Here is an 18,668-nt window from a genome sequence, read left to right on the forward strand (position 1 = left end):
AATATTTTTAATAAAAAATATATAAAAAATAGTATTTTTTAGATTGAAAAATCTAAAATAATATGTAAAATAATAAAAAGATTAAAAATTCAGGAGGAGTTATGGCAGCGGAACATATTGATTTTTTTGAATTTAATAATTCGATTTTCTCTATGATTAGGGAGATTTCACATAAAATTGATATTTTATTGCAAGATACAGCCCAAGAATTGGGTATTACAACCTTGCAACTTAAAATGCTAATTACCCTTTATGCCAATAAGGAAGCTGTTTCTATAGGAAACTTAGGAAATGCCATTGGTGTAACCGGAGGAAATATTTCAAATATTTGTAAAAAATTAGAAAAACAAGGGTTTGTAACAAGAATAAGATCTGAAGAAGATGAGAGAGTTGTAAACGTAGAATTAACTGAAAAAGGGGAAAAAGCGGCTGATAAGGTTGGATCTTACTTTGACCAAATCAGAACAGACATCCCAACAGATGAGATAGATGTTAACTTACAAACAATAATTGATGAATTAGGAGCCCTTGATGTACTTTTAGATAATTATATCTCAAGGAGCGGACTATAAGATGAGTGATAAGAAAAATAAATCTAATAGACCCCTTTTGTATTATTGGATAATTGCGATAATTCTTTATATTGTAATTAGATTTGCATTAAATCCAGTAATTAACCAAGATGGAGCAAAAGAGGTAAGCTATAGCCAATTTGTTACTATGATTGAAAAAGATCAGGTAACTGAAGTTTTCAAAGATGAAACTAAATACACTTTTAAAGCGGTAGTAGATGGCAAAGAAGAAACTTATGAAACTGGTTTGTGGGCTGATACAGACCTTACAGATAGGCTTTTAGAAGCTAAGAAAAATAATAATAAGCTAACCTTTAGTAGGAAAATAGAAACAACTATGAATCCATGGTTGACTATATTTCTAACATCAATCCTGCCTTTATTATTCCTATATGCAATATTTTATTTTGCATCAAGATCTCTTACAAAAACCATGGGAGGCCGTGGTGGCGCAGATTTCATGAATTTTGGAAAATCAAATGCCAAGGTTTATGTGGAAAATAAAACAGGAAAAACTTTTAAGGATGTAGCTGGCCAAGAAGAAGCAAAAGATTCTTTATTTGAAATCGTAGACTTTCTTCATAATCCAGGCAAATATAAAGAAATTGGTGCAAAAGTTCCAAAGGGAGTACTTTTAGTAGGACCTCCAGGAACAGGTAAAACACTTTTAGCAAAAGCGGTTGCTGGTGAAGCAAGTGTACCATTTTTCATAATATCTGGTTCAGAATTTGTGGAAATGTTTGTAGGTATGGGTGCTAGCAAAGTACGTGACTTATTTAAACAAGCCAAAGAAAAAGCTCCATGTATAGTATTTATCGATGAGATTGATGCTATTGGTAAAAAACGTGATACTGGTGGTTTTTCTGGAAATGATGAACGTGAGCAAACTCTAAACCAATTATTAAATGAAATGGATGGTTTTGATGCAACAGAAGGTGTAGTACTTTTGGCTGCAACAAATAGACCAGAAATATTAGACCCAGCTTTAACACGTCCAGGACGTTTTGATAGACAAGTTCAAGTAGAACTTCCTGACAAACAAGGCCGTGAAGATATCCTAAAAGTTCACGCCAAAAATATCAAACGTGAAGATAATATCGACTATGAAGAAATAGCAAGAAGAACAGCAGGAACATCTGGGGCAGATTTAGCAAATATTGTAAACGAAGGTGCCTTACGTGCAGTACGTGAAGGACGTAAAAAATTAATCCAAGAGGACTTAGAAGAGTCAATAGAAGTAGTAATTGCAGGTCAACAAAAGAAAAATGCAGTGATTTCTGATGATCAAAAGAAAATTATTGCCTACCACGAAGTTGGCCACGCCCTAGTAGCAGCAATTCAAACCCACAAGACTCCTGTTACAAAAATTACAATTGTACCAAGAACTGGCGGGGCATTGGGTTATACAATGACAGTTGATAAAGATGAAAAATATATCATGACCAAGCAAGAACTATTTGATGAAATTTGTACCTTTGCTGGTGGTCGTTCTGCTGAAGAGCTAGTATTTAATACAAAAACTACTGGTGCAAGCAATGACATAGAACGAGCAACAGCTATGGCAAGATCAATGGTTACAATTTATGGTATGGATGAAGATTTTGACTTTATGCAGCTAGAACAAATCCACGGTAGATACCTTGGAGGAGAAAGAAATCTAATTGTATCAAGTGGTACGGGAAATAAAATTGATGAAAAAGTACAATCAATCATCACCCAGGCCCACATGAGAGCAATTGAAATCTTAAAAGAAAATATGGACAAACTTCACGAAATTTCTGATTTCTTACTAAAAGAAGAAACTATCACAGGCGAAGAATTTATGGAAATTTTAAACCGTAAGGAAGCTGACCCTATTGATAAGGAAGAAATTAGAGAAAATACAGATGTGGATTTAAATGATTTAGATGATGAAAATACAGAAATAAATGATTTACCACCTATAAATGAAAATATAGATGAAATGCCGGGCCAAGATCCTGAAGGCAACACATCAAGTGAAGATTAGCCAAAGAAAAAACTGCCCTAGATAATGGGCAGTTTTTTCTTTGGATATAATATTACATATAATATATGTAAATAGGCCACAATGGCCTATACATTACAATTATTCTTAGTGTTAACGATAACTGTCATGCACTATAATTATACTTAAAATAAAAAATAAAACAATTACAAACTATGTTATAATAATAACAATAGTTTATAATAAATTTTTAAAAATGGGAGGAATTATGCAAACTAGTAACAAAAAAAGATGGTTAGCAGCCGGCTTGGCCTTGTTAGTATTTTTAATATCTATTTTTACAAATAGGTCAGAAAATACAAAAGAAATTAGAGAGGCTAATGTGTACAGAGAGGCCCGCCAAAGACTTATGGGAGCAGAAGATGAAGTTTTATATGGAAACAATGCCCTACAAAGAATTATGGTCTTAAATGTAGATGGAATGATAGCAAAAAATGAAACAAATGATTTTATAGTTGAAAAACTAGATGAAGTCCTAGAGGATAATACAATTAAGGCTGTTATTTTACATGTAAATTCTCCAGGTGGATCAGTTTATGCCAGCGAACGCATTGCAAAAAAAGTTGAGCAAATAAAGGCAAAAGACATACCAGTTTATTCTGTTATGCAAGAGCTAGCTGCAAGTGGTGGATATTACATATCAGCTCCATGCGATAAAATTTATGCATCAAATGAAAGCTTTACTGGATCTATCGGGGTGATTATGCAATCTTATTCCCTAGAAGGTTTATTTGAAGAATATGGAATCAAAGAACAAAATGTAACTACTGGCAAAATGAAAGATGCAGGGACCTTTGGCCGTGATATGAATGCGGAAGAAAAAGAATATCTTCAAGGTCTGGTAGATAGTGCCTTTGGAAGATTTGTAAAAGTTGTAGCAGATGGCCGTGACATGAGCGAATCAGAAGTGAGAAAACTTGCCGATGGTAGGATCTATGATGGTAGCCAAGCTGTGGAAAATGGTTTAGTAGATGAAATAGGCGACCTAGATGATGCGGTAGCTGATATTACAGAAAAATATAAATTAAATGATCCTATGGTATTTGAAAAAAATGAACTAATGAGCTCTTTTGCTAAATACCTACCAGCATTTAAATCTCTTACAAATAAGCCAGAATCTGACCTACAAATCTTAAAAGAATTTATGGAAAATGAGGCTAATAAACCAATGTACCTTTACGGAGGCTACTATGAGTGAAGTCCAAGTTTTAGATAAAAGAGATGTAAGAACTGACTTTTATTATGCAGGTTTTTTCATAAGGCTATTGGCGTTTGCTATTGATATGCTAGTTGTCAACGCTATTGCTAGTATTATTAAAAACCTAATAATAGGTGCTGATGTTAACATTTTTAACGGTATAGGTATATTTGCTATTATTAGCTGGATAATTACCCTAGCATATTTCACTCTTATGACCTATTTTAATGATGGTCAAACCTTGGGCAAAATGATTACAAATATAAGGGTAGTAGCAATTAATGGAGAAAAACTAAGCCTAGGCCAAGTTGTTTCACGTGAAACATTTGGGAGATATGTACAAAATAAATTTGTAATTTTGTATTTAATAATTGCCTTTGCTCCAAAAAAACAATCACTTATGGATATATTATCCGACACCGTAGTTGTAAAAAATAGAGAATATGAGTATTATTTGCAAACTAGAGATATTTTATAAATATATATAAATATAACTAAAAAAGTGTAAAATTTAGCCTATATTTTGTGTAAACTGCAGAATATAGGCTTTGTTAAATTTCTGTATTTCTTTTCAAAAACATACTATATATGGTATCATAATTATCAGTTGATAAGAAAATATACAAGATATAGTATTAGAAAAACAGAGGAAAATATGGAAATTATTAAAAGAGATGGAACAAGAGTTCCATTTGAAAAATCAAAAATTGAAGTGGCTATTTCAAAAGCCTTCGCATCTGTGGATAGCTTGGTATCTGATGAAAAATTAGCTGAAATGAGCGAAAAAATAGCGGCCACAATCAAGGAAAAATATCCTAAAGACCACATAGTATCAGTTGAGGAAGTTCAAGACTTGGTAGAGCTTACTCTAATTGACGAAAACTATTATAGGGAAGTAAAATCATTTATCCTTTACCGTGCAAAACACAACATGGATCGCAAGGTAATGACAGATTTTGAACAATATATCAATGATAAAGAGATTTTAGACATCATTTCAAAAGTCCAAAGCGAATTTGATAATCAAAGATATCCAATAGATTCTTTATATTTTAAATTTGAATCTTTTACCAAGGCAAATATGACTGATGATGAACTTTTAAAGGCCCTAACTCGTGCAGCAAGTGAGCTTACTAGCAAGGAAACTCCTGACTGGGAAATTATAGCGGCAAGATTTTTGATGTATGAAATTGATCTTGAAATAAAGAGAAATGAAGAAAGATACGACATTGTAGACTTCAAATCAAAAATCGACTACCTAACTAATGCTGGCCTTTATGGGGCATATATCAAAGAAAATTATTCTTCAGAAGATTTTGATGAATTAGAAGCATATCTTAAAAAAGACCGCGATGATTTATTTACCTATTCTGGTTTAGATTTGGTTAAAAAGCGCTATCTAATTCGTACTTTTACAGGAGATATTATCGAAAGTGTCCAAGAAATGTTTATGGGCATTGCCATGCACTTAGCAATCCCAGAAAAAGACAGGGTTGCATTTGCAAAAAGACTTTATGATATCCTATCAACATTAAAAGCAACTATGGCGACCCCTACCATGACCAATGCTCGTAAACCATTTAACCAACTTTCATCATGCTTTATTGATACAGTTCCAGATACTTTAAAGGGAATTTACCGTTCAATAACAAATTTTGCTGAAGTTTCTAAACACGGCGGCGGCATGGGTTTATATTTTGGAAAAGTTCGTGCAAATGGATCTGATATTCGTGGCTTTGAAGGAGTTGCAGGTGGAGTTATCCGTTGGATAAGACTTGCCAATGACACTGCAGTTGCTGTTGACCAACTTGGTGTTCGCCAAGGGGCAGTTGCTTGTTACCTAGATATTTGGCATAAAGATATGCCTGAATTTTTGGGACTTAAAACAAACAATGGGGATGACAGAATGAAAGCCCACGATATATTCCCTGGGGTTTGCTTCCCTGATTACTTCTGGGAATTAAGTCGTGATGATATAAATGCAACCTGGTATATGTTTGACCCACATGAAATTGAGAAAAAATATGGCAAGTCTCTTGAGGATACCTATGGAGATGAGTGGAAAGAATTTTATTTAAAACTTGTTGAAGATAAAGAAATATCAAGAAGAACTATGCCAGTAAAAGAAATGGTGCGTTTACTAATCAAATCCTGGACAGAAACAGGAACACCATTTGTCTTTAATAGAGATGCAGTAAATAAATTTAATCCAAACAAACACAAGGGTATGATTTACTCATCAAATCTTTGTACAGAAATCGCCCAAAATATGAGCCCATCAGAAACAGTTTCTACAGAAATTGTGGATGAAAATGGCGACACAATTATAGTTAACAAAACAAAACCAGGTGACTTTGTAGAATGTAACCTAGCAAGCTTAACCCTTGGTAAATTTGATGTGACCGACCAAGCAGTCCTAGAAGAAACTGTTAGAACAGTAGTAAGAGCCCTAGATAATGTAATTGATTTAAATTACTACCCAACCCCATATGCAGAGGTTACAAACAAAAAATACCGAGCAATTGGTCTTGGAACAAGCGGCTACCACCATATGCTAGTTAAAAATGATATAAAATGGACAAATCGCGAAGCCCACGCAGAATTTGTAGACAAGGTTTATGAAGATATAAACTACTATGCAATCCTAGAATCAATGGAAATTGCCAAAGAAAAAGGATCATACAAAGAGTTTGAAGGAAGCGACTGGCAAACAGGTGAATATTTTGATCTAAGAGATTACAATAGCGACCGTTGGGAAGAATTAAAAAATCAAGTAGCTAAAAACGGACTAAGAAATGGCTACCTAATGGCAATAGCTCCAACAGGGTCTACATCAATTATCTCAGGAACATCTGCAGGAGTTGACCCAATTATGAGCAGATACTTCCTAGAAGAGAAAAAAGGAGCCATAGTACCAAGAGTAGCTCCAGGTCTAACTACAAAAACATTTTGGCTATACGAAAATGCCCACGACATTGATCAAAATATATCAATGGAAATGGCAGGCGTAAGACAAAGACATATAGACCAAGCCCAATCCGTAAATATTTATATAACCAACGAATATACCATGCGCCAAATATTAAACGTATATATCAAAGCATGGGAGGCAGGAGTAAAAAGTATATACTATGTAAGAGGTAAAAGCCTTGAAGTAGAAGATTGTGATTCTTGTGCAAGTTAGATGAGAAATAAATCTCCTTTGATAATACGCATATACGTTGTATAGTATTTGTATATAAAAAGGAGATTAATTATGACCCAATCACAAATAAACGTAAGAGTTGATTCTAGTACAAAAAAGGATGCTGAAAGGATATGCTCAGAAATAGGTATATCTTTATCATCAGCGATTAATATATATTTAAAAAAAATAGTTAGAGAAAACAAAATTCCTTTTGAATTGGAAGCAGATCCTTTTTATAGTCCAAAAAATCTTAAAAAGATTGAAAAACTAATCGAAGACTATGAAAAAGGTAAAGTAGAAATTTTAAACCATGAACTAATAGAGGAGTGATTTGAGAAACATCGAGTGGACTCTGCCTGCGTGGGAGGAATACCTTTCTTGGCAGAAGAAAAATAAAAATAATTTCAAAAAGATAAACAAACTTATCAAAATAACTCTTAGAACACCGCTTGATGGTCTGGGAAAACCTGAATCTTTAAAGTCTAACTATTCAGGTTATTGGAGCAGAAGAATTGACCAGGAACACAGAATTGTTTATAAAGTTTTTGATGAAAAAATAGTTATTATATCTTGCAAAGAGCACTATGAGTAAAAAGGAGCAGACAATGGAAGATAGCAAAAAAAGAGAAGTTGAAAAACGTGGTATTTTTAATGAAGATGGAGACCTTGATCTTGCTAAGAGAAAAATTATCCAAGGTAATACAACCAACCTAAATGATTTTAACAACTTAAAATACACTTGGACCAGTGATTGGTACCGCCAAGCTATGAATAACTTCTGGATACCAGAAGAAATTAACCTAAACCAAGACATAAAAGATTATAGAAATCTTGATGAGCACGAAAAATTTGCCTTTGATAGGATAATTTCATTTTTAACATATCTTGACTCAATCCAAACTGCAAATCTCCCAAATTTGCAAACCTATGTTACAGCAAATGAAATCAACCTTTGCCTGTCAATTCAAACCTACCAAGAGTCCATCCACTCTCAATCATATTCATACATCCTAGATACAATTTGTTCACCAGAAGAGCGTACAAATATCCTTTATATGTGGAAGGATGATGAACATTTACTTCACAGAAACGAATATATAGGCGAACAATACAATGATTTCTTAGAAAAAGATGATGAATTCAACTTTATGAAGGCCTTAATTGCAAATTACATTCTAGAAGGTATTTACTTTTACTCAGGATTTTCATTTTTCTATAACCTAGGACGTAACGGAAAAATGCCAGGAACTGTCCAAGAGATTAGATACATCAACCGTGACGAAAACACCCACCTATGGTTATTTAGGTCTCTTATAAATGACCTTAAAAAAGAAAGACCAGATTTATTTACAGATGAGCACATCAAATATTACACAGAAATGCTAAAAGAAGGTGTAGAGCAAGAAATTGCTTGGGGGAAATATGCAATTGGTGATAATATAGCTGGTTTAAATGGAAAAATGATTGAAGATTACATTAAATACCTAGGAAACTTAAGAGCCAAAGGCCTAGGATTTGGAAATCTTTATGAAGGCTACAATGAAGTACCAGAATCTATGAAATGGGTTGAAGAATACGCTGACCCTAACCAAGTAAAAACTGACTTTTTCGAAGCAAAAGTAACTGCATATTCCAAATCTTCTATTATAGAAGATGATTTATAAAATTAGAACCCTTAGGGGTTCTTTTTTTGTGGCTAAAATTCAATATATTTTCTAAAATTTAAAAAATTTTTAAAAATAGTTGAACAATGTTCATTTAGGTGTAGAATATAAACTGTAACAACAAATGAACAACGTTCATTTTTTATAGGAGGTTTTATGGTATCAGATAGCTTAGTCGGAAAAAAAGAAAAAATTATGGAGTCGGCTCTTAAGGTTTTTAAGAAAAAGGGGCCTGACAAGGCTTCTGTCCGTGAAATCATGTCTGAATCAGGTTTTGGACTTGGGACTTTTTATCTTTATTACACTGATAAAAATGATTTGAAGGAAAAAATTGTCCTTGATAAGGCCATGGATATTATAATCAAGGCTGAAGAAAACTGTGAGGGTGAAGATCCAGTTGAAAGATATATTTCTTTTGTGGATTACATAATAGATTATTTAATTGCTAATCCCTTTGAACTTGATCTTTTAAGCAACAATATCACCTGGGCCCTATATACAAAAATTGAGCATGATGAAAGGCTAACTGAGGCTGATTCGACTTTACAATTTATTTTAAATAAGTACGAAAATTTATTTTCCAAATCTTACAGCCAATCTCAACAGCTTTACATTTTAGCTATGACTTTTGATATTATGATGTCCACTTGTAAGAGTGCTCTTATGGAGGATTCAACTTTATCTATCGATGAAATGAAACCAGTTTTATTTGCTGTTATAAGAAAAATTTTTAATAGATAAGGAGAAATAAAATGAAAAAAATATCAAGATTTATTTCATACCATCCAAAATTAGTCTTACTTATTATGACCTTATTACTTATACCTTCTTGGATTGGCTATGAAAATACTGGTGTAAACTATGATATTCTCTCCTACTTACCTGCTGACCTTGAGTCTACCCAAGGCCAAGAAATTCTAGATAAGGATTTTAAAAATGCTGCAACTGGCATGCTGATTTTAAAAGGCGATGACCATGATGCAGATCAGTTAAAAAAGCAGATTCTAGAAATTGATGGTGTAGAAGATGTTATTTCAAAATCTTCTATTGTGGGAGATACAGTACCAAATGAATTTTTACCAGATGGGATAAGAGATGCCTTTTATGCAGAAGATTCTACTCTTTTGATGGTTAAATTTAGTGAGTCTTCATCTTCTTTTAGGACTATGGAGGCAATAGATCAGATAAAGGCAATTGAATCTAAAGAAAAATTTTTATCAGGTATTTCTTCCTTGGTAAAAGATACTAAGGATCTGATAGACCATGAAACGCCAATCTATGTAGCACTGGCGGTAGTTCTTGCCCTAATAGTTTTAAGTTTTACCAATGAGTCTACAATCATACCATTTTTATTTATGTTAAACATTGGTTATGCGATTCTTTATAACTTTGGTACAAATATTTTCTTAGGGGAGATTTCATATATAACAAAGGCAATTGCAGCGGTATTGCAATTAGCTGTAACAACAGACTACTCAATTTTCTTATATCATAGATATGTAGAAAAGAAACAAAAAAATGAAAACAAAAATGAGGCTATGGCTAAGGCTATTGAATCTACAGTAGCATCTATTTTTGCTTCATCACTTACTACCTTTGCAGGATTTTTAGTTTTACTTTTAATGAGACTGGGTCTTGGTAAAGATATCGGTCTTGTAATGAGTAAGGGTGTGCTTTTAGGATTAGTATCAACAGTAGTTGTTCTTCCTCCAATGATCTTGCTTACAGAAAAATGGGTCAATAGATTTAACCATAAGGTTTTACTGCCATCCTTTGAGAAGACTTCAAACTTTACTTTAAAATACAAAAAAACTTTATTTATTGTATTTTTAGCTCTTTTCATCCCAGCAATTTATGGGTCAACTCATACAGACCTTTACTACAACTTAGATAGGTCACTACCTCAAGATCTTGATTCCATAGTTGCCCTAAACAAAATGAAAAAAGATTATGACATGGCATCTACTCATTTTATAGTAGTAAAAGATGATTTGAGCAAGCAATCTATAAATGGCATGGTAGGAGAATTAGAAGATGTAGATGGAGTAAATAATGTCCTTAGTGTCAACTCTGCAACAGGACTTACCCTACCATCTAGTGTTTTACCAGATAAACTAAAAGATAATTTTGTAAAAAATGGCTACCAAATGCTGATGCTAAACTCTAAGTACCAAACAGCATCACCTGAGGTTAAAGAGCAAATAGCAGAAATAAATAAAATTGTAAAAGACCACGATCCAGATGGATATCTGACAGGTGAAGCAGTTCTTACTGATGACCTAACAGAAATATCTGACCGTGACTTTAAAATGGTAAATATTGCATCCATTGCAGTTGTATTTTTAATTATAGCTATAGTATTTAAATCTTTTGCCCTACCAATCGTACTAATTGCGGCAATAGAGCTAGCTATACTTATAAATATGGGGCTACCATTTTATATGGGCCAAACCATACCATTTATCACATCAATAATAATCGGTGTAGTGCAATTAGGTTCAACAATTGACTACTCAATCCTAATGACAGATAGATTTTTATTCGAATACAAGAAAAACAAGGATAAAAACAAGGCTTTAAAAATAGCAACAAAAGAAACAGCAAAATCAATTGTTACATCAGCCCTTGCGTTTTTTGCAGCAACTATTGGTGTAGGTATGTATTCAAAAATGGAGATAGTATCTACCATATGTATATTTTTGGCAAGAGGAGCAATAATTTCCATGCTAGTAATTATTATCTTCCTACCTGCAATAATTAGCGTAACATTCCCATTCATAAAAAAGACAACAAAAGGATTAAATTAGGAGGATTTTATGAATAAAAAATTTGTAAAAGTTCTTGCAGCAGTAACTGTAAGCTCAGTTTTAGGAGCAAATGTATCATATGCAGCTACAGATCCTGTAAGAAAAAGCGAAACCATTTATGTAACCAAAGAAGACAATAAAATTGTTGATCAAACAGCATCTATTTGGTTAAATGCTGATGAAAATATAAAAACAAAAGATAAAACAAACTTAAAAGAAATCAAAAATCTAGAAACCGATGAAGCCATTGATGCAAATAATGGATATATAGACTGGAAGACAGAAGAAAAAGACATTTATTACCAAGGAAAAACTAACGGTGAACTTCCAATAGATATGACTGTAAAATATTTTCTAGATGGCAAGCAAGTAAAAGCAAGTGAACTAGAAGGAAAATCTGGACACTTAAAAATAGTAGCAGAAGCAACAAACAAAAAATCAACACCAGCAAAAATTAATGGCGAAGAAACAAATATCTTCTCCCCATACGCAGTAGCCACAGCAATGATTTTTGATGGAGACAAGGTTTCAAATATCACAAGTGATAGCGGAAAAATTGTAAAAGACGGTAAAAACCAAGTTGTAACTGGACTTTTGACACCAGGATTAAAAGAAAACTTTGATGATGTTCTTGATGCTGACAAGCTTGATAAATTCAAAGATAAAATCGAAGTAGAGATGGATGTCACTGACTACAAACAAAGTGAAATTTATACCCTAATTACAAATGAATTTTTCCAAGAAGAGACAAATTTAGCTTCCTTAGATGATTTAAACGAAGGTATCGATAAGCTAGAAGACAATATGAATAAACTTGTAGATGCTTCTGACGAACTAGCAAATGGTGGCAAACAGATTAACGATGGAATTAGCCAATTAAATGCTGGTGCAGGCAAATTATCAGACGGTTCTGCAAAAATTTTGGCAAACTTTGAAAAACTTGGAGATGCCTTTGCAGATTTACCAGGTCAAGTTTCAGTAATGACCAATGCGGTAAATCAACTTAGCGATGGATCAAATAATTTAAATGCTGGTATCAATAAATACACAGCAGGTGTTAGCCAAGTAAATCAAAATATGCCAGCCCTAAATCAAGGTGCAAAAGAATTACAAAACGGTGCAACAGAACTAGATAATGGCCTTGCCCAATTAAACCAAGCAACAAGCCAATTAAAAGAAAAAACTGCTATGAGTTCAAAAGCCGGAGATCAAAAGGCCGCTTCACTTACAGATTCCCTAGGCCAATTACAAAAAGGGCTTGATGATTTTGGAAAAAACATAAGTCCACTTGCAAATAGTGTAGATGAATTAAACGGGGGACTTACAAAACTTTCTGATGCATCGGCTACTATAAATTCAAGCATAGAAAATTTAAGCGAAACAGCTAATGGAATAAATGTAGAAGCAAGTCTTGAAAATATTTACGCCCAAGCAAATACAATTGATAGTGTAATTGCAAATCTAGAAGCAAGTAACGAAGATGGGTCTTTAAGCGGGCAAATTGAAAATCTAGCTGCAGTTAGAAATAATCTTTATGCTGAGGCAGAAAATTTAAAAACAAGCAGCCAAGTAAGTGCTGGACTAAAAGCAGGACTTAATCAGTTAAACCAAGCATCTTTTGAACTAACAGCAGGCATAAATCAAGCAAATGCTGGGTCAAAAGAACTAGCTACAAAATTATCAGCTTCAAAAGAAGAATTAGCAAAAGCTTCAACTAGCCTATCTAATGGTGTAGAAAAAATTAGCAAAGGATTTTCAGAATCAAACCTTGCAAAACTTCAAGAATCCATTGCAATGCTAGATGAAGCCACAAGCAAGATTAAAGCTGGATCAAGCAAGCTAAAAGAAGGAACCATCCAAAATACAGCAGGTGTTGAAAAACTATCAGGCGCTATCAATGAACTTGACCAAAACTCTGCACAATTAGCTAATGGTTCACAAAAACTTTCAAATGGCTTAGAAGAATTTAAAACAAAATCCCAATCATTAAATCAACTAGCAAATATAAATGAAACAGCAATTAACCCACTAGCAGATGCACTTAGACAACTAAATACAGGATTAAATGAACTTAACCAATCAACAGGCAAATTAAAAGAAGGAAGCGACAAATACGAAGCTGGATACCATGAATTTGCCCAAGGATTAAAAGATTATAAATCTCAAGGCATCGATGAATTGTCAAACAAAACAGGCGATGTTCAAAAAGTAAGTGATATCCTAGATCAAATGTCAAAACTTGCCAAAGAAAATAATTCTATTTCTGGAAGCACAGATGATTTTGAAACAAGATCAAGAATTATAGAAAAAATCAAATAGAAAATAGAATGAGTGGACCTAGGATAATTTATTTTGGGTTCACTTAAATTTTATAAAATTTATTTTAATTATTTTTTATATTGGGTATTTAAAAAATATGTATGGAAAATACAAGAAACTATTTTCAAATATACTATAAAGTCCCAAGGAAATTTGATAAAAATTTAATTAGTCCTATTTTCTGGGCTTATTTTATGGTATAATTTAATTAATGTTATCTAGGGGGTGAAAAATGGCAGATGATATTTTACTAAAAATCAAAGAGGCTGAAGAAACTGCTTCAAAAAGTGTCAGCGATGCAAAAATAAAATCACAAGACATCTTATCAGAAGCAAAATCACAAGCTGAAAGTGAGTATAAGAGAATAATCTCTGATGCAAACCAAAAAGCAAACAGTCTCATTGATGAAGCAAATCGCAAGGCTCAAAGCAGTAAAGAACCTATCTTGCAAAAGGCACGCGAGGCTTCAAATAATATTTTAAACACCGATAACAATAATGTAAAAACTATTATCGATGCTTTGACAGAAAGGATTGTAAGAGATGGCAATAGTTAAAATGGATAAGTTTAACTTGCTAAGTTTTGACTCTGATAGACAAAGTCTTCTTAACAGCTTACAAGCTTTTAACTATGTACATTTTAACGATTTGGTAAAAGAAAATGACGAAAATTATATAAGTGAAGTTCGTGAAACTCAAAGACTTGCTGAAATAGATGAGTCACTTAATAAGGTAAATTATGCTATAGATGTAATAAAAGACTACACCAAAGATTTACCAGAAGAACTTAATGATAAGGTAAGTGACTTATCCCTTGAAGAAGTCAACAGACGCGGATCAAACTTCACTTTTGATTTAATCTATGAGAAATTAAGAAATCTTGTTACCAAGCGTGAAAAACTTGTACAAAATAGGGATAGCCTAAATCAAAAACAAAGCGAATTATCTCCATGGCAAGACATAGATGTCAACATGGATAAGCTTTATAGGTCTGATAGGTTTTTTATGGAAACTGGAACTATCTCAAGCAGATTTTATGAAGATTTGCAAAAGGCTCTAGTAGAAAGAAATCTAGATGGCACTTTGGTTTATAAGCTAAGCGAAAGAGATGGCAATTATTATGTTGTAGCCCTTTCAACCAACAAAGAAGCGGAAAATTTCTCTGAGATACTTAGAGAATTTGGATTTAGCAGAGCAAAAATTGCTGCAGATAGTGAGGTTAATAATTACTTAACCGACCTTAGTGGTCAAGAAGATCAGATAAATAAGGAAATTCAAGCAGTAGACAATGAAATAATTGACTTTAAAAAATACTTGGAAGACTTATATATCTACCAAGCCTACATCATAAACTGCAGAAAAAAAGAAGCTTCAAGTGAAAACTTCCTAAAAACTCGTCAAATGAATATCATAGAAGGCTATGTGCCAAGTGATAAAAGTGAAGAATTTAAGGCAGATTTAAATCAAATTTTGGGAGATAAATACATACTTGATGTAATTCCAGCCCAAAAAGATGACCCAAATGTGCCAATCATTCTAAAAAACAATAAATTAGTAGAACCTTACGAAAATGTTGTTGAAACTTATGCGCTACCAAAATATAGCGAACTAGATCCAACAGGTATTATTGCTCCATTTTATACAATCTTTACAGGATTTATGATTGGGGACTTAGGTTATGGACTTCTTGGAGTTATTGCAATATTACTTGCTTTAAAACTAAAAGATTTTCCAAAATCAACTCAAAAAACCTTAAAACTTTTCCTAGGCATTTCCTTATCAGCATGTGTGTTTGGATTTATCTTTGGATCAGTATTTGGAGGTATCATCGATGTACCATTTGGCTGGATAGATACAACAACAGATATTAACCAATTGATACTAATCAGTTTGATAATAGGTGGATTTAGTTTATTCTTTGCTCTTGGAGTAAAAGGATATATGGCAATTCGAGATGGACACTTTGATGGAGTAATCTTTGATGTACTTAGCTGGTATATGGCTGTAGGTGGAGCGATTGCTCTAGTTATCACCAAAAATCCAATTGCTAAATACATTATGATTGCAGGAATGGTAATGATACTTTTATTTGCAGGACGTGCTATAAAATCATGGCCTGGAAGGATTGCAAGCGGTGCTTATGAACTATATGGAATCACATCTTGGATTGGAGATTTCGTATCATTCTTAAGACTTATGGCCCTTGTACTTTCAGGTGGATTCGTAGCTTATTCTGTAAACTTGATTGTAGAAATGATGGCAGGAAGTGGCATAGGCGGACTAATAGGTGGAATCATCATATTTATTGTTTTCCAATTATTTAATATGTTCCTATCATACCTATCAGCATATGTACACTCACTAAGGTTAATTTATGTAGAAATGTTTAATAAATTCTACGAAGGTGGCGGAATTAAGTTCCGTGAGATGGTCGAAGATACAAACTTTGTAAATATTATTAGAAGAGGAGAAAAATAATGAGTGAATTTTTTATTAACAACGGTGGAACAGCTTTAGCAGTTTTAGCAGCTGCAATTGCAACATTACTAGCTGGTATGGGATCAGCAAAAGGTGTAGGTATGGCAGGGGAAGCTACAGCAGCTCTAACAGTAGATCAACCAGAAAAATTTGGTAAAGCACTTATCCTACAACTACTTCCAGGTACTCAAGGTCTTTATGGATTCGTAATCGGATTCTTTATCCTACAACAAATCACAGGTGGGGATCAAATTACATTTGAAAAAGGACTCTACCTACTAATGGCAGCTCTTCCAGTAGCAATCGTTGGTTACGCATCAGCTAACAGACAAGCTAGAGTAGCTATTGCCGGTGTAAACATCCTTGCTAAAAACGAAGATGAATTCGTAAAAGGTGTAGTTTATTCTGTAATGGTTGAGTTATACGCAATCTTAGGCTTTGTAATCTCTCTACTACTAGTACTAAACGCTTAATATTAGGAAAAGATTATGAATAATCTTGAAGTAATATTAGAATCAATAATTAGCGAAGGAAATACTGAAAGTCAAAATATAATAAATGATGCTACAGATAAAGCCAACAGAATAGTTAGCGAGAGAAAAACTGAAGCAGAAAAAAAGGCACAAGAAATAATTGAAAGTGCAAAAAAAGAAGCCGCAACAATCGAAAAAAACGAAGCGGTATCAACAGAAAGACAATCACGTGATATAGAAATAAATGCAAAAAATAAAGTAATCGATGGAGTAGTAGAAAAACTTCTAGAAAACTTAAAAAATCTAGACCAAAACTCATACAAAGCCTACATTGAAAATACTTTAAAAAAAGCAAATATCACAAATGGCGAGATTTTACTAGCAGAAAACTTCAAAAATGCTATTAAGGACAATGAATTTAATGGTCTAAAAGTAGCTGATGAAACAGTAGAAGATGGTTTTGTAGTAAGATCAGGCAAAATCGAATACGACAACAGATTTTCTTCCATATTAAAATACAATATTGATGATATAAGAAAAGAAATTTCAGATGAAATCTTTAAATAAGGAGGGTTTATGAATAGAGATAACTATATAGGTGGATCTATCTCAACTAGAATACGCGAAAATAACCTCCTTACTAGCAATGACCTAGAAAGATTAAACGATTATAATTCAGTAGAAGATGTGCTAAATGCCTTAAGCGACTCATCATATAGGGATGCCATTCAAAATTTAAATCGTCCTGAAGAATACGAAAAAATCTTAGATGAGGAACTTAAAAATTCCTATGAACTCATAGAAAATACAGCAAGTGATGACAACATTCTCCAATACTTTAGAGAACGATATAATTTTCACAACCTAAAAGTATTAGTTAGAGAAATCGCCCAAGATGAGTCTTACGCAAATTTATATAATGACATAGGAAATATAAATTTAGCTTACATCAAAAGACACTTATCAAGCGATAATATCGAAGTTGGATTTTTAGAGAGTCTTGAAATCGAAGGCTATGAGCCATTTAACAAGTCAGTAAATGAAAATGACACTTATGTTGAATATGGTAAAAAAGCCCTAGCAAAATTTAGGGAAACTAACAATCCAAAAGACATAGACATCACTCTAGATAAGGCATATTACGAAAAACTTTTAATAGATGCTAAGGAAATAGACCTAGAAGAGCTTACAAAATATACAAAAGAACGTATTGATCTAATCAATATCAAAACTCTTTTGCGTATAAAGGCTCAAGGAAATGAAGCAAGCAATCTATCTGAGGCACTAATCGATGGCGGATATATTGAGCCAGAAAGATTAGTAGAACTTGCCCCAGCAGATATAAATCATATTGTGGTCAAGCTTTCAAATGAAAATATCAACAAGTATCTAGTTAGAGCTTTGGATGATGAAAAATCACTTGACCAAAACCTACTAGATCTTGAAAAAGCAATTGATGACCACCAAATGGATTATTCAAGGCTTGCAAAATCTATGACCTATGGCCCTGAAGTTTTGATGAATTATATAATTTCTAAAGAAACTGAGATTAAAAACCTAAGGATCATTCTAGTATCAAAACTAAATTCATTACCAAAAGAATTTACATTAGAAAGGTTGCGTGAAACTTATGCATAGAGTAGCAGTAATCGGGGATAAGGACAGTGTTCTTGCCTTTAAGGCACTCGGTGTAGAAGTATATACAGTTATAGATGGCGAAGAAGCAGCAAATACTATAAATAGCCTTGCCAAAGAAGATGTTGGCGTAATATTTATAACAGAAAAATTTGCCCAAGAAATCCCATCTACAATTGATAAATATAGAGATCAAATGACTCCAGCTATCATTCTAATCCCTGGAAATAAGGGATCAATGGGTATAGGCCTTGCTGATATTAACAAATCAGTAGAAAAGGCTGTTGGAGCCAACATTCTAAATTAAAGG

The 18,668-nt window shown here is 33.2% G+C and carries 17 protein-coding genes; all 17 read left to right on the plus strand.

The window, feature by feature from the left end; all coding sequences use genetic code 11:
- Positions 1 to 101: 101 nt before the first annotated feature.
- The 17 genes from OC526_RS00550 to OC526_RS00630 all read left to right on the plus strand — a co-directional run bounded on the left by OC526_RS00550 (position 102) and on the right by OC526_RS00630 (position 18,665).
- Positions 102 to 572: a MarR family winged helix-turn-helix transcriptional regulator gene (locus OC526_RS00550; RefSeq protein WP_262121218.1), complete on the plus strand. Its 471-nt coding sequence runs from the start codon at positions 102 to 104 to the stop codon at positions 570 to 572.
- Between the two features lies 1 nt (position 573).
- On the plus strand, positions 574 to 2,580 hold the full coding sequence (gene ftsH / locus OC526_RS00555; protein WP_262121220.1) for an ATP-dependent zinc metalloprotease FtsH: 2,007 nt from the start codon (positions 574 to 576) through the stop codon (positions 2,578 to 2,580).
- Positions 2,581 to 2,806: 226 nt separating this feature from the next.
- On the plus strand, positions 2,807 to 3,796 hold the full coding sequence (sppA, locus tag OC526_RS00560) for a signal peptide peptidase SppA (RefSeq protein WP_262121221.1): 990 nt from the start codon (positions 2,807 to 2,809) through the stop codon (positions 3,794 to 3,796).
- The gene (locus OC526_RS00565; RefSeq protein WP_262121224.1) at positions 3,789 to 4,274 is read left to right on the plus strand and encodes an RDD family protein; all 486 of its coding nucleotides are present in this window, start codon (positions 3,789 to 3,791) and stop codon (positions 4,272 to 4,274) included. Before sppA ends, OC526_RS00565 begins: the two co-directional genes overlap by 8 nt.
- A 177-nt stretch (positions 4,275 to 4,451) precedes the next feature.
- On the plus strand, positions 4,452 to 6,980 hold the full coding sequence (locus tag OC526_RS00570; RefSeq protein WP_262121225.1) for a ribonucleoside-diphosphate reductase subunit alpha: 2,529 nt from the start codon (positions 4,452 to 4,454) through the stop codon (positions 6,978 to 6,980).
- Positions 6,981 to 7,052: 72 nt separating this feature from the next.
- A complete protein-coding gene (locus tag OC526_RS00575) occupies positions 7,053 to 7,313 on the plus strand; it encodes a type II toxin-antitoxin system RelB/DinJ family antitoxin (protein ID WP_262121227.1) in 261 nt (86 codons plus the stop codon).
- A gap of 1 nt (position 7,314) precedes the next feature.
- Positions 7,315 to 7,575, plus strand: a complete 261-nt coding sequence (locus OC526_RS00580) for a Txe/YoeB family addiction module toxin (RefSeq protein WP_262121228.1) — start codon at positions 7,315 to 7,317, stop codon at positions 7,573 to 7,575.
- Between the two features lie 13 nt (positions 7,576 to 7,588).
- Positions 7,589 to 8,647 carry a ribonucleotide-diphosphate reductase subunit beta gene (locus tag OC526_RS00585; protein ID WP_262121229.1) on the plus strand — a complete coding sequence of 353 codons (1,059 nt, stop codon included), beginning with the start codon at positions 7,589 to 7,591 and terminating at the stop codon, positions 8,645 to 8,647.
- 156 nt (positions 8,648 to 8,803) lie between these two features.
- Positions 8,804 to 9,388 carry a TetR/AcrR family transcriptional regulator gene (locus tag OC526_RS00590; RefSeq protein WP_262121232.1) on the plus strand — a complete coding sequence of 195 codons (585 nt, stop codon included), beginning with the start codon at positions 8,804 to 8,806 and terminating at the stop codon, positions 9,386 to 9,388.
- 11 nt (positions 9,389 to 9,399) lie between these two features.
- Complete coding sequence (locus OC526_RS00595; RefSeq protein WP_262121236.1) at positions 9,400 to 11,454, plus strand: efflux RND transporter permease subunit; 2,055 nt, start codon at positions 9,400 to 9,402, stop codon at positions 11,452 to 11,454.
- 9 nt (positions 11,455 to 11,463) lie between these two features.
- Positions 11,464 to 13,773, plus strand: coding sequence for a hypothetical protein (locus OC526_RS00600; RefSeq protein ID WP_262121238.1), 2,310 nt, complete (start codon positions 11,464 to 11,466; stop codon positions 13,771 to 13,773).
- Positions 13,774 to 14,005: 232 nt separating this feature from the next.
- The gene (locus OC526_RS00605; RefSeq protein ID WP_262121240.1) at positions 14,006 to 14,329 is read left to right on the plus strand and encodes an ATPase V; all 324 of its coding nucleotides are present in this window, start codon (positions 14,006 to 14,008) and stop codon (positions 14,327 to 14,329) included.
- Positions 14,316 to 16,250 (plus strand): V-type ATP synthase subunit I, encoded by a 1,935-nt coding sequence (locus tag OC526_RS00610; protein ID WP_262121241.1) that lies wholly within the window; start codon positions 14,316 to 14,318, stop codon positions 16,248 to 16,250. The genes OC526_RS00605 and OC526_RS00610 overlap by 14 nt, the downstream gene beginning before the upstream one ends.
- Positions 16,250 to 16,723 (plus strand): V-type ATP synthase subunit K, encoded by a 474-nt coding sequence (locus OC526_RS00615; protein ID WP_262121243.1) that lies wholly within the window; start codon positions 16,250 to 16,252, stop codon positions 16,721 to 16,723. The genes OC526_RS00610 and OC526_RS00615 overlap by 1 nt, the downstream gene beginning before the upstream one ends.
- A 15-nt stretch (positions 16,724 to 16,738) precedes the next feature.
- The gene (locus tag OC526_RS00620) at positions 16,739 to 17,290 is read left to right on the plus strand and encodes a V-type ATP synthase subunit E (protein ID WP_262121244.1); all 552 of its coding nucleotides are present in this window, start codon (positions 16,739 to 16,741) and stop codon (positions 17,288 to 17,290) included.
- A 9-nt stretch (positions 17,291 to 17,299) separates the two neighbouring features.
- Complete coding sequence (locus OC526_RS00625; protein ID WP_262121247.1) at positions 17,300 to 18,361, plus strand: V-type ATPase subunit; 1,062 nt, start codon at positions 17,300 to 17,302, stop codon at positions 18,359 to 18,361.
- Positions 18,354 to 18,665, plus strand: coding sequence for a V-type ATP synthase subunit F (locus tag OC526_RS00630; protein WP_262121249.1), 312 nt, complete (start codon positions 18,354 to 18,356; stop codon positions 18,663 to 18,665). The genes OC526_RS00625 and OC526_RS00630 overlap by 8 nt, the downstream gene beginning before the upstream one ends.
- Positions 18,666 to 18,668 lie beyond the last annotated feature (3 nt).

It is taken from the genome of Anaerococcus sp. Marseille-Q5996 (genome assembly GCF_946893725.1).
GTDB lineage: Bacteria > Bacillota > Clostridia > Tissierellales > Peptoniphilaceae > Anaerococcus > Anaerococcus martiniensis.

Bases quoted from the DNA above. Each gene is read 5' to 3' on its own strand.
- OC526_RS00550 (WP_262121218.1), top strand. From the start codon at position 102: ATGGCAGCGGAACATATTGATTTTTTTGAATTTAATAATTCGATTTTC.
- ftsH (WP_262121220.1), top strand. From the start codon at position 574: ATGAGTGATAAGAAAAATAAATCTAATAGACCCCTTTTGTATTATTGG.
- sppA (WP_262121221.1), top strand. From the start codon at position 2,807: ATGCAAACTAGTAACAAAAAAAGATGGTTAGCAGCCGGCTTGGCCTTG.
- OC526_RS00565 (WP_262121224.1), top strand. From the start codon at position 3,789: ATGAGTGAAGTCCAAGTTTTAGATAAAAGAGATGTAAGAACTGACTTT.
- OC526_RS00570 (WP_262121225.1), top strand. From the start codon at position 4,452: ATGGAAATTATTAAAAGAGATGGAACAAGAGTTCCATTTGAAAAATCA.
- OC526_RS00575 (WP_262121227.1), top strand. From the start codon at position 7,053: ATGACCCAATCACAAATAAACGTAAGAGTTGATTCTAGTACAAAAAAG.
- OC526_RS00585 (WP_262121229.1), top strand. From the start codon at position 7,589: ATGGAAGATAGCAAAAAAAGAGAAGTTGAAAAACGTGGTATTTTTAAT.
- OC526_RS00590 (WP_262121232.1), top strand. From the start codon at position 8,804: ATGGTATCAGATAGCTTAGTCGGAAAAAAAGAAAAAATTATGGAGTCG.
- OC526_RS00595 (WP_262121236.1), top strand. From the start codon at position 9,400: ATGAAAAAAATATCAAGATTTATTTCATACCATCCAAAATTAGTCTTA.
- OC526_RS00600 (WP_262121238.1), top strand. From the start codon at position 11,464: ATGAATAAAAAATTTGTAAAAGTTCTTGCAGCAGTAACTGTAAGCTCA.
- OC526_RS00605 (WP_262121240.1), top strand. From the start codon at position 14,006: ATGGCAGATGATATTTTACTAAAAATCAAAGAGGCTGAAGAAACTGCT.
- OC526_RS00610 (WP_262121241.1), top strand. From the start codon at position 14,316: ATGGCAATAGTTAAAATGGATAAGTTTAACTTGCTAAGTTTTGACTCT.
- OC526_RS00615 (WP_262121243.1), top strand. From the start codon at position 16,250: ATGAGTGAATTTTTTATTAACAACGGTGGAACAGCTTTAGCAGTTTTA.
- OC526_RS00620 (WP_262121244.1), top strand. From the start codon at position 16,739: ATGAATAATCTTGAAGTAATATTAGAATCAATAATTAGCGAAGGAAAT.
- OC526_RS00625 (WP_262121247.1), top strand. From the start codon at position 17,300: ATGAATAGAGATAACTATATAGGTGGATCTATCTCAACTAGAATACGC.
- OC526_RS00630 (WP_262121249.1), top strand. From the start codon at position 18,354: ATGCATAGAGTAGCAGTAATCGGGGATAAGGACAGTGTTCTTGCCTTT.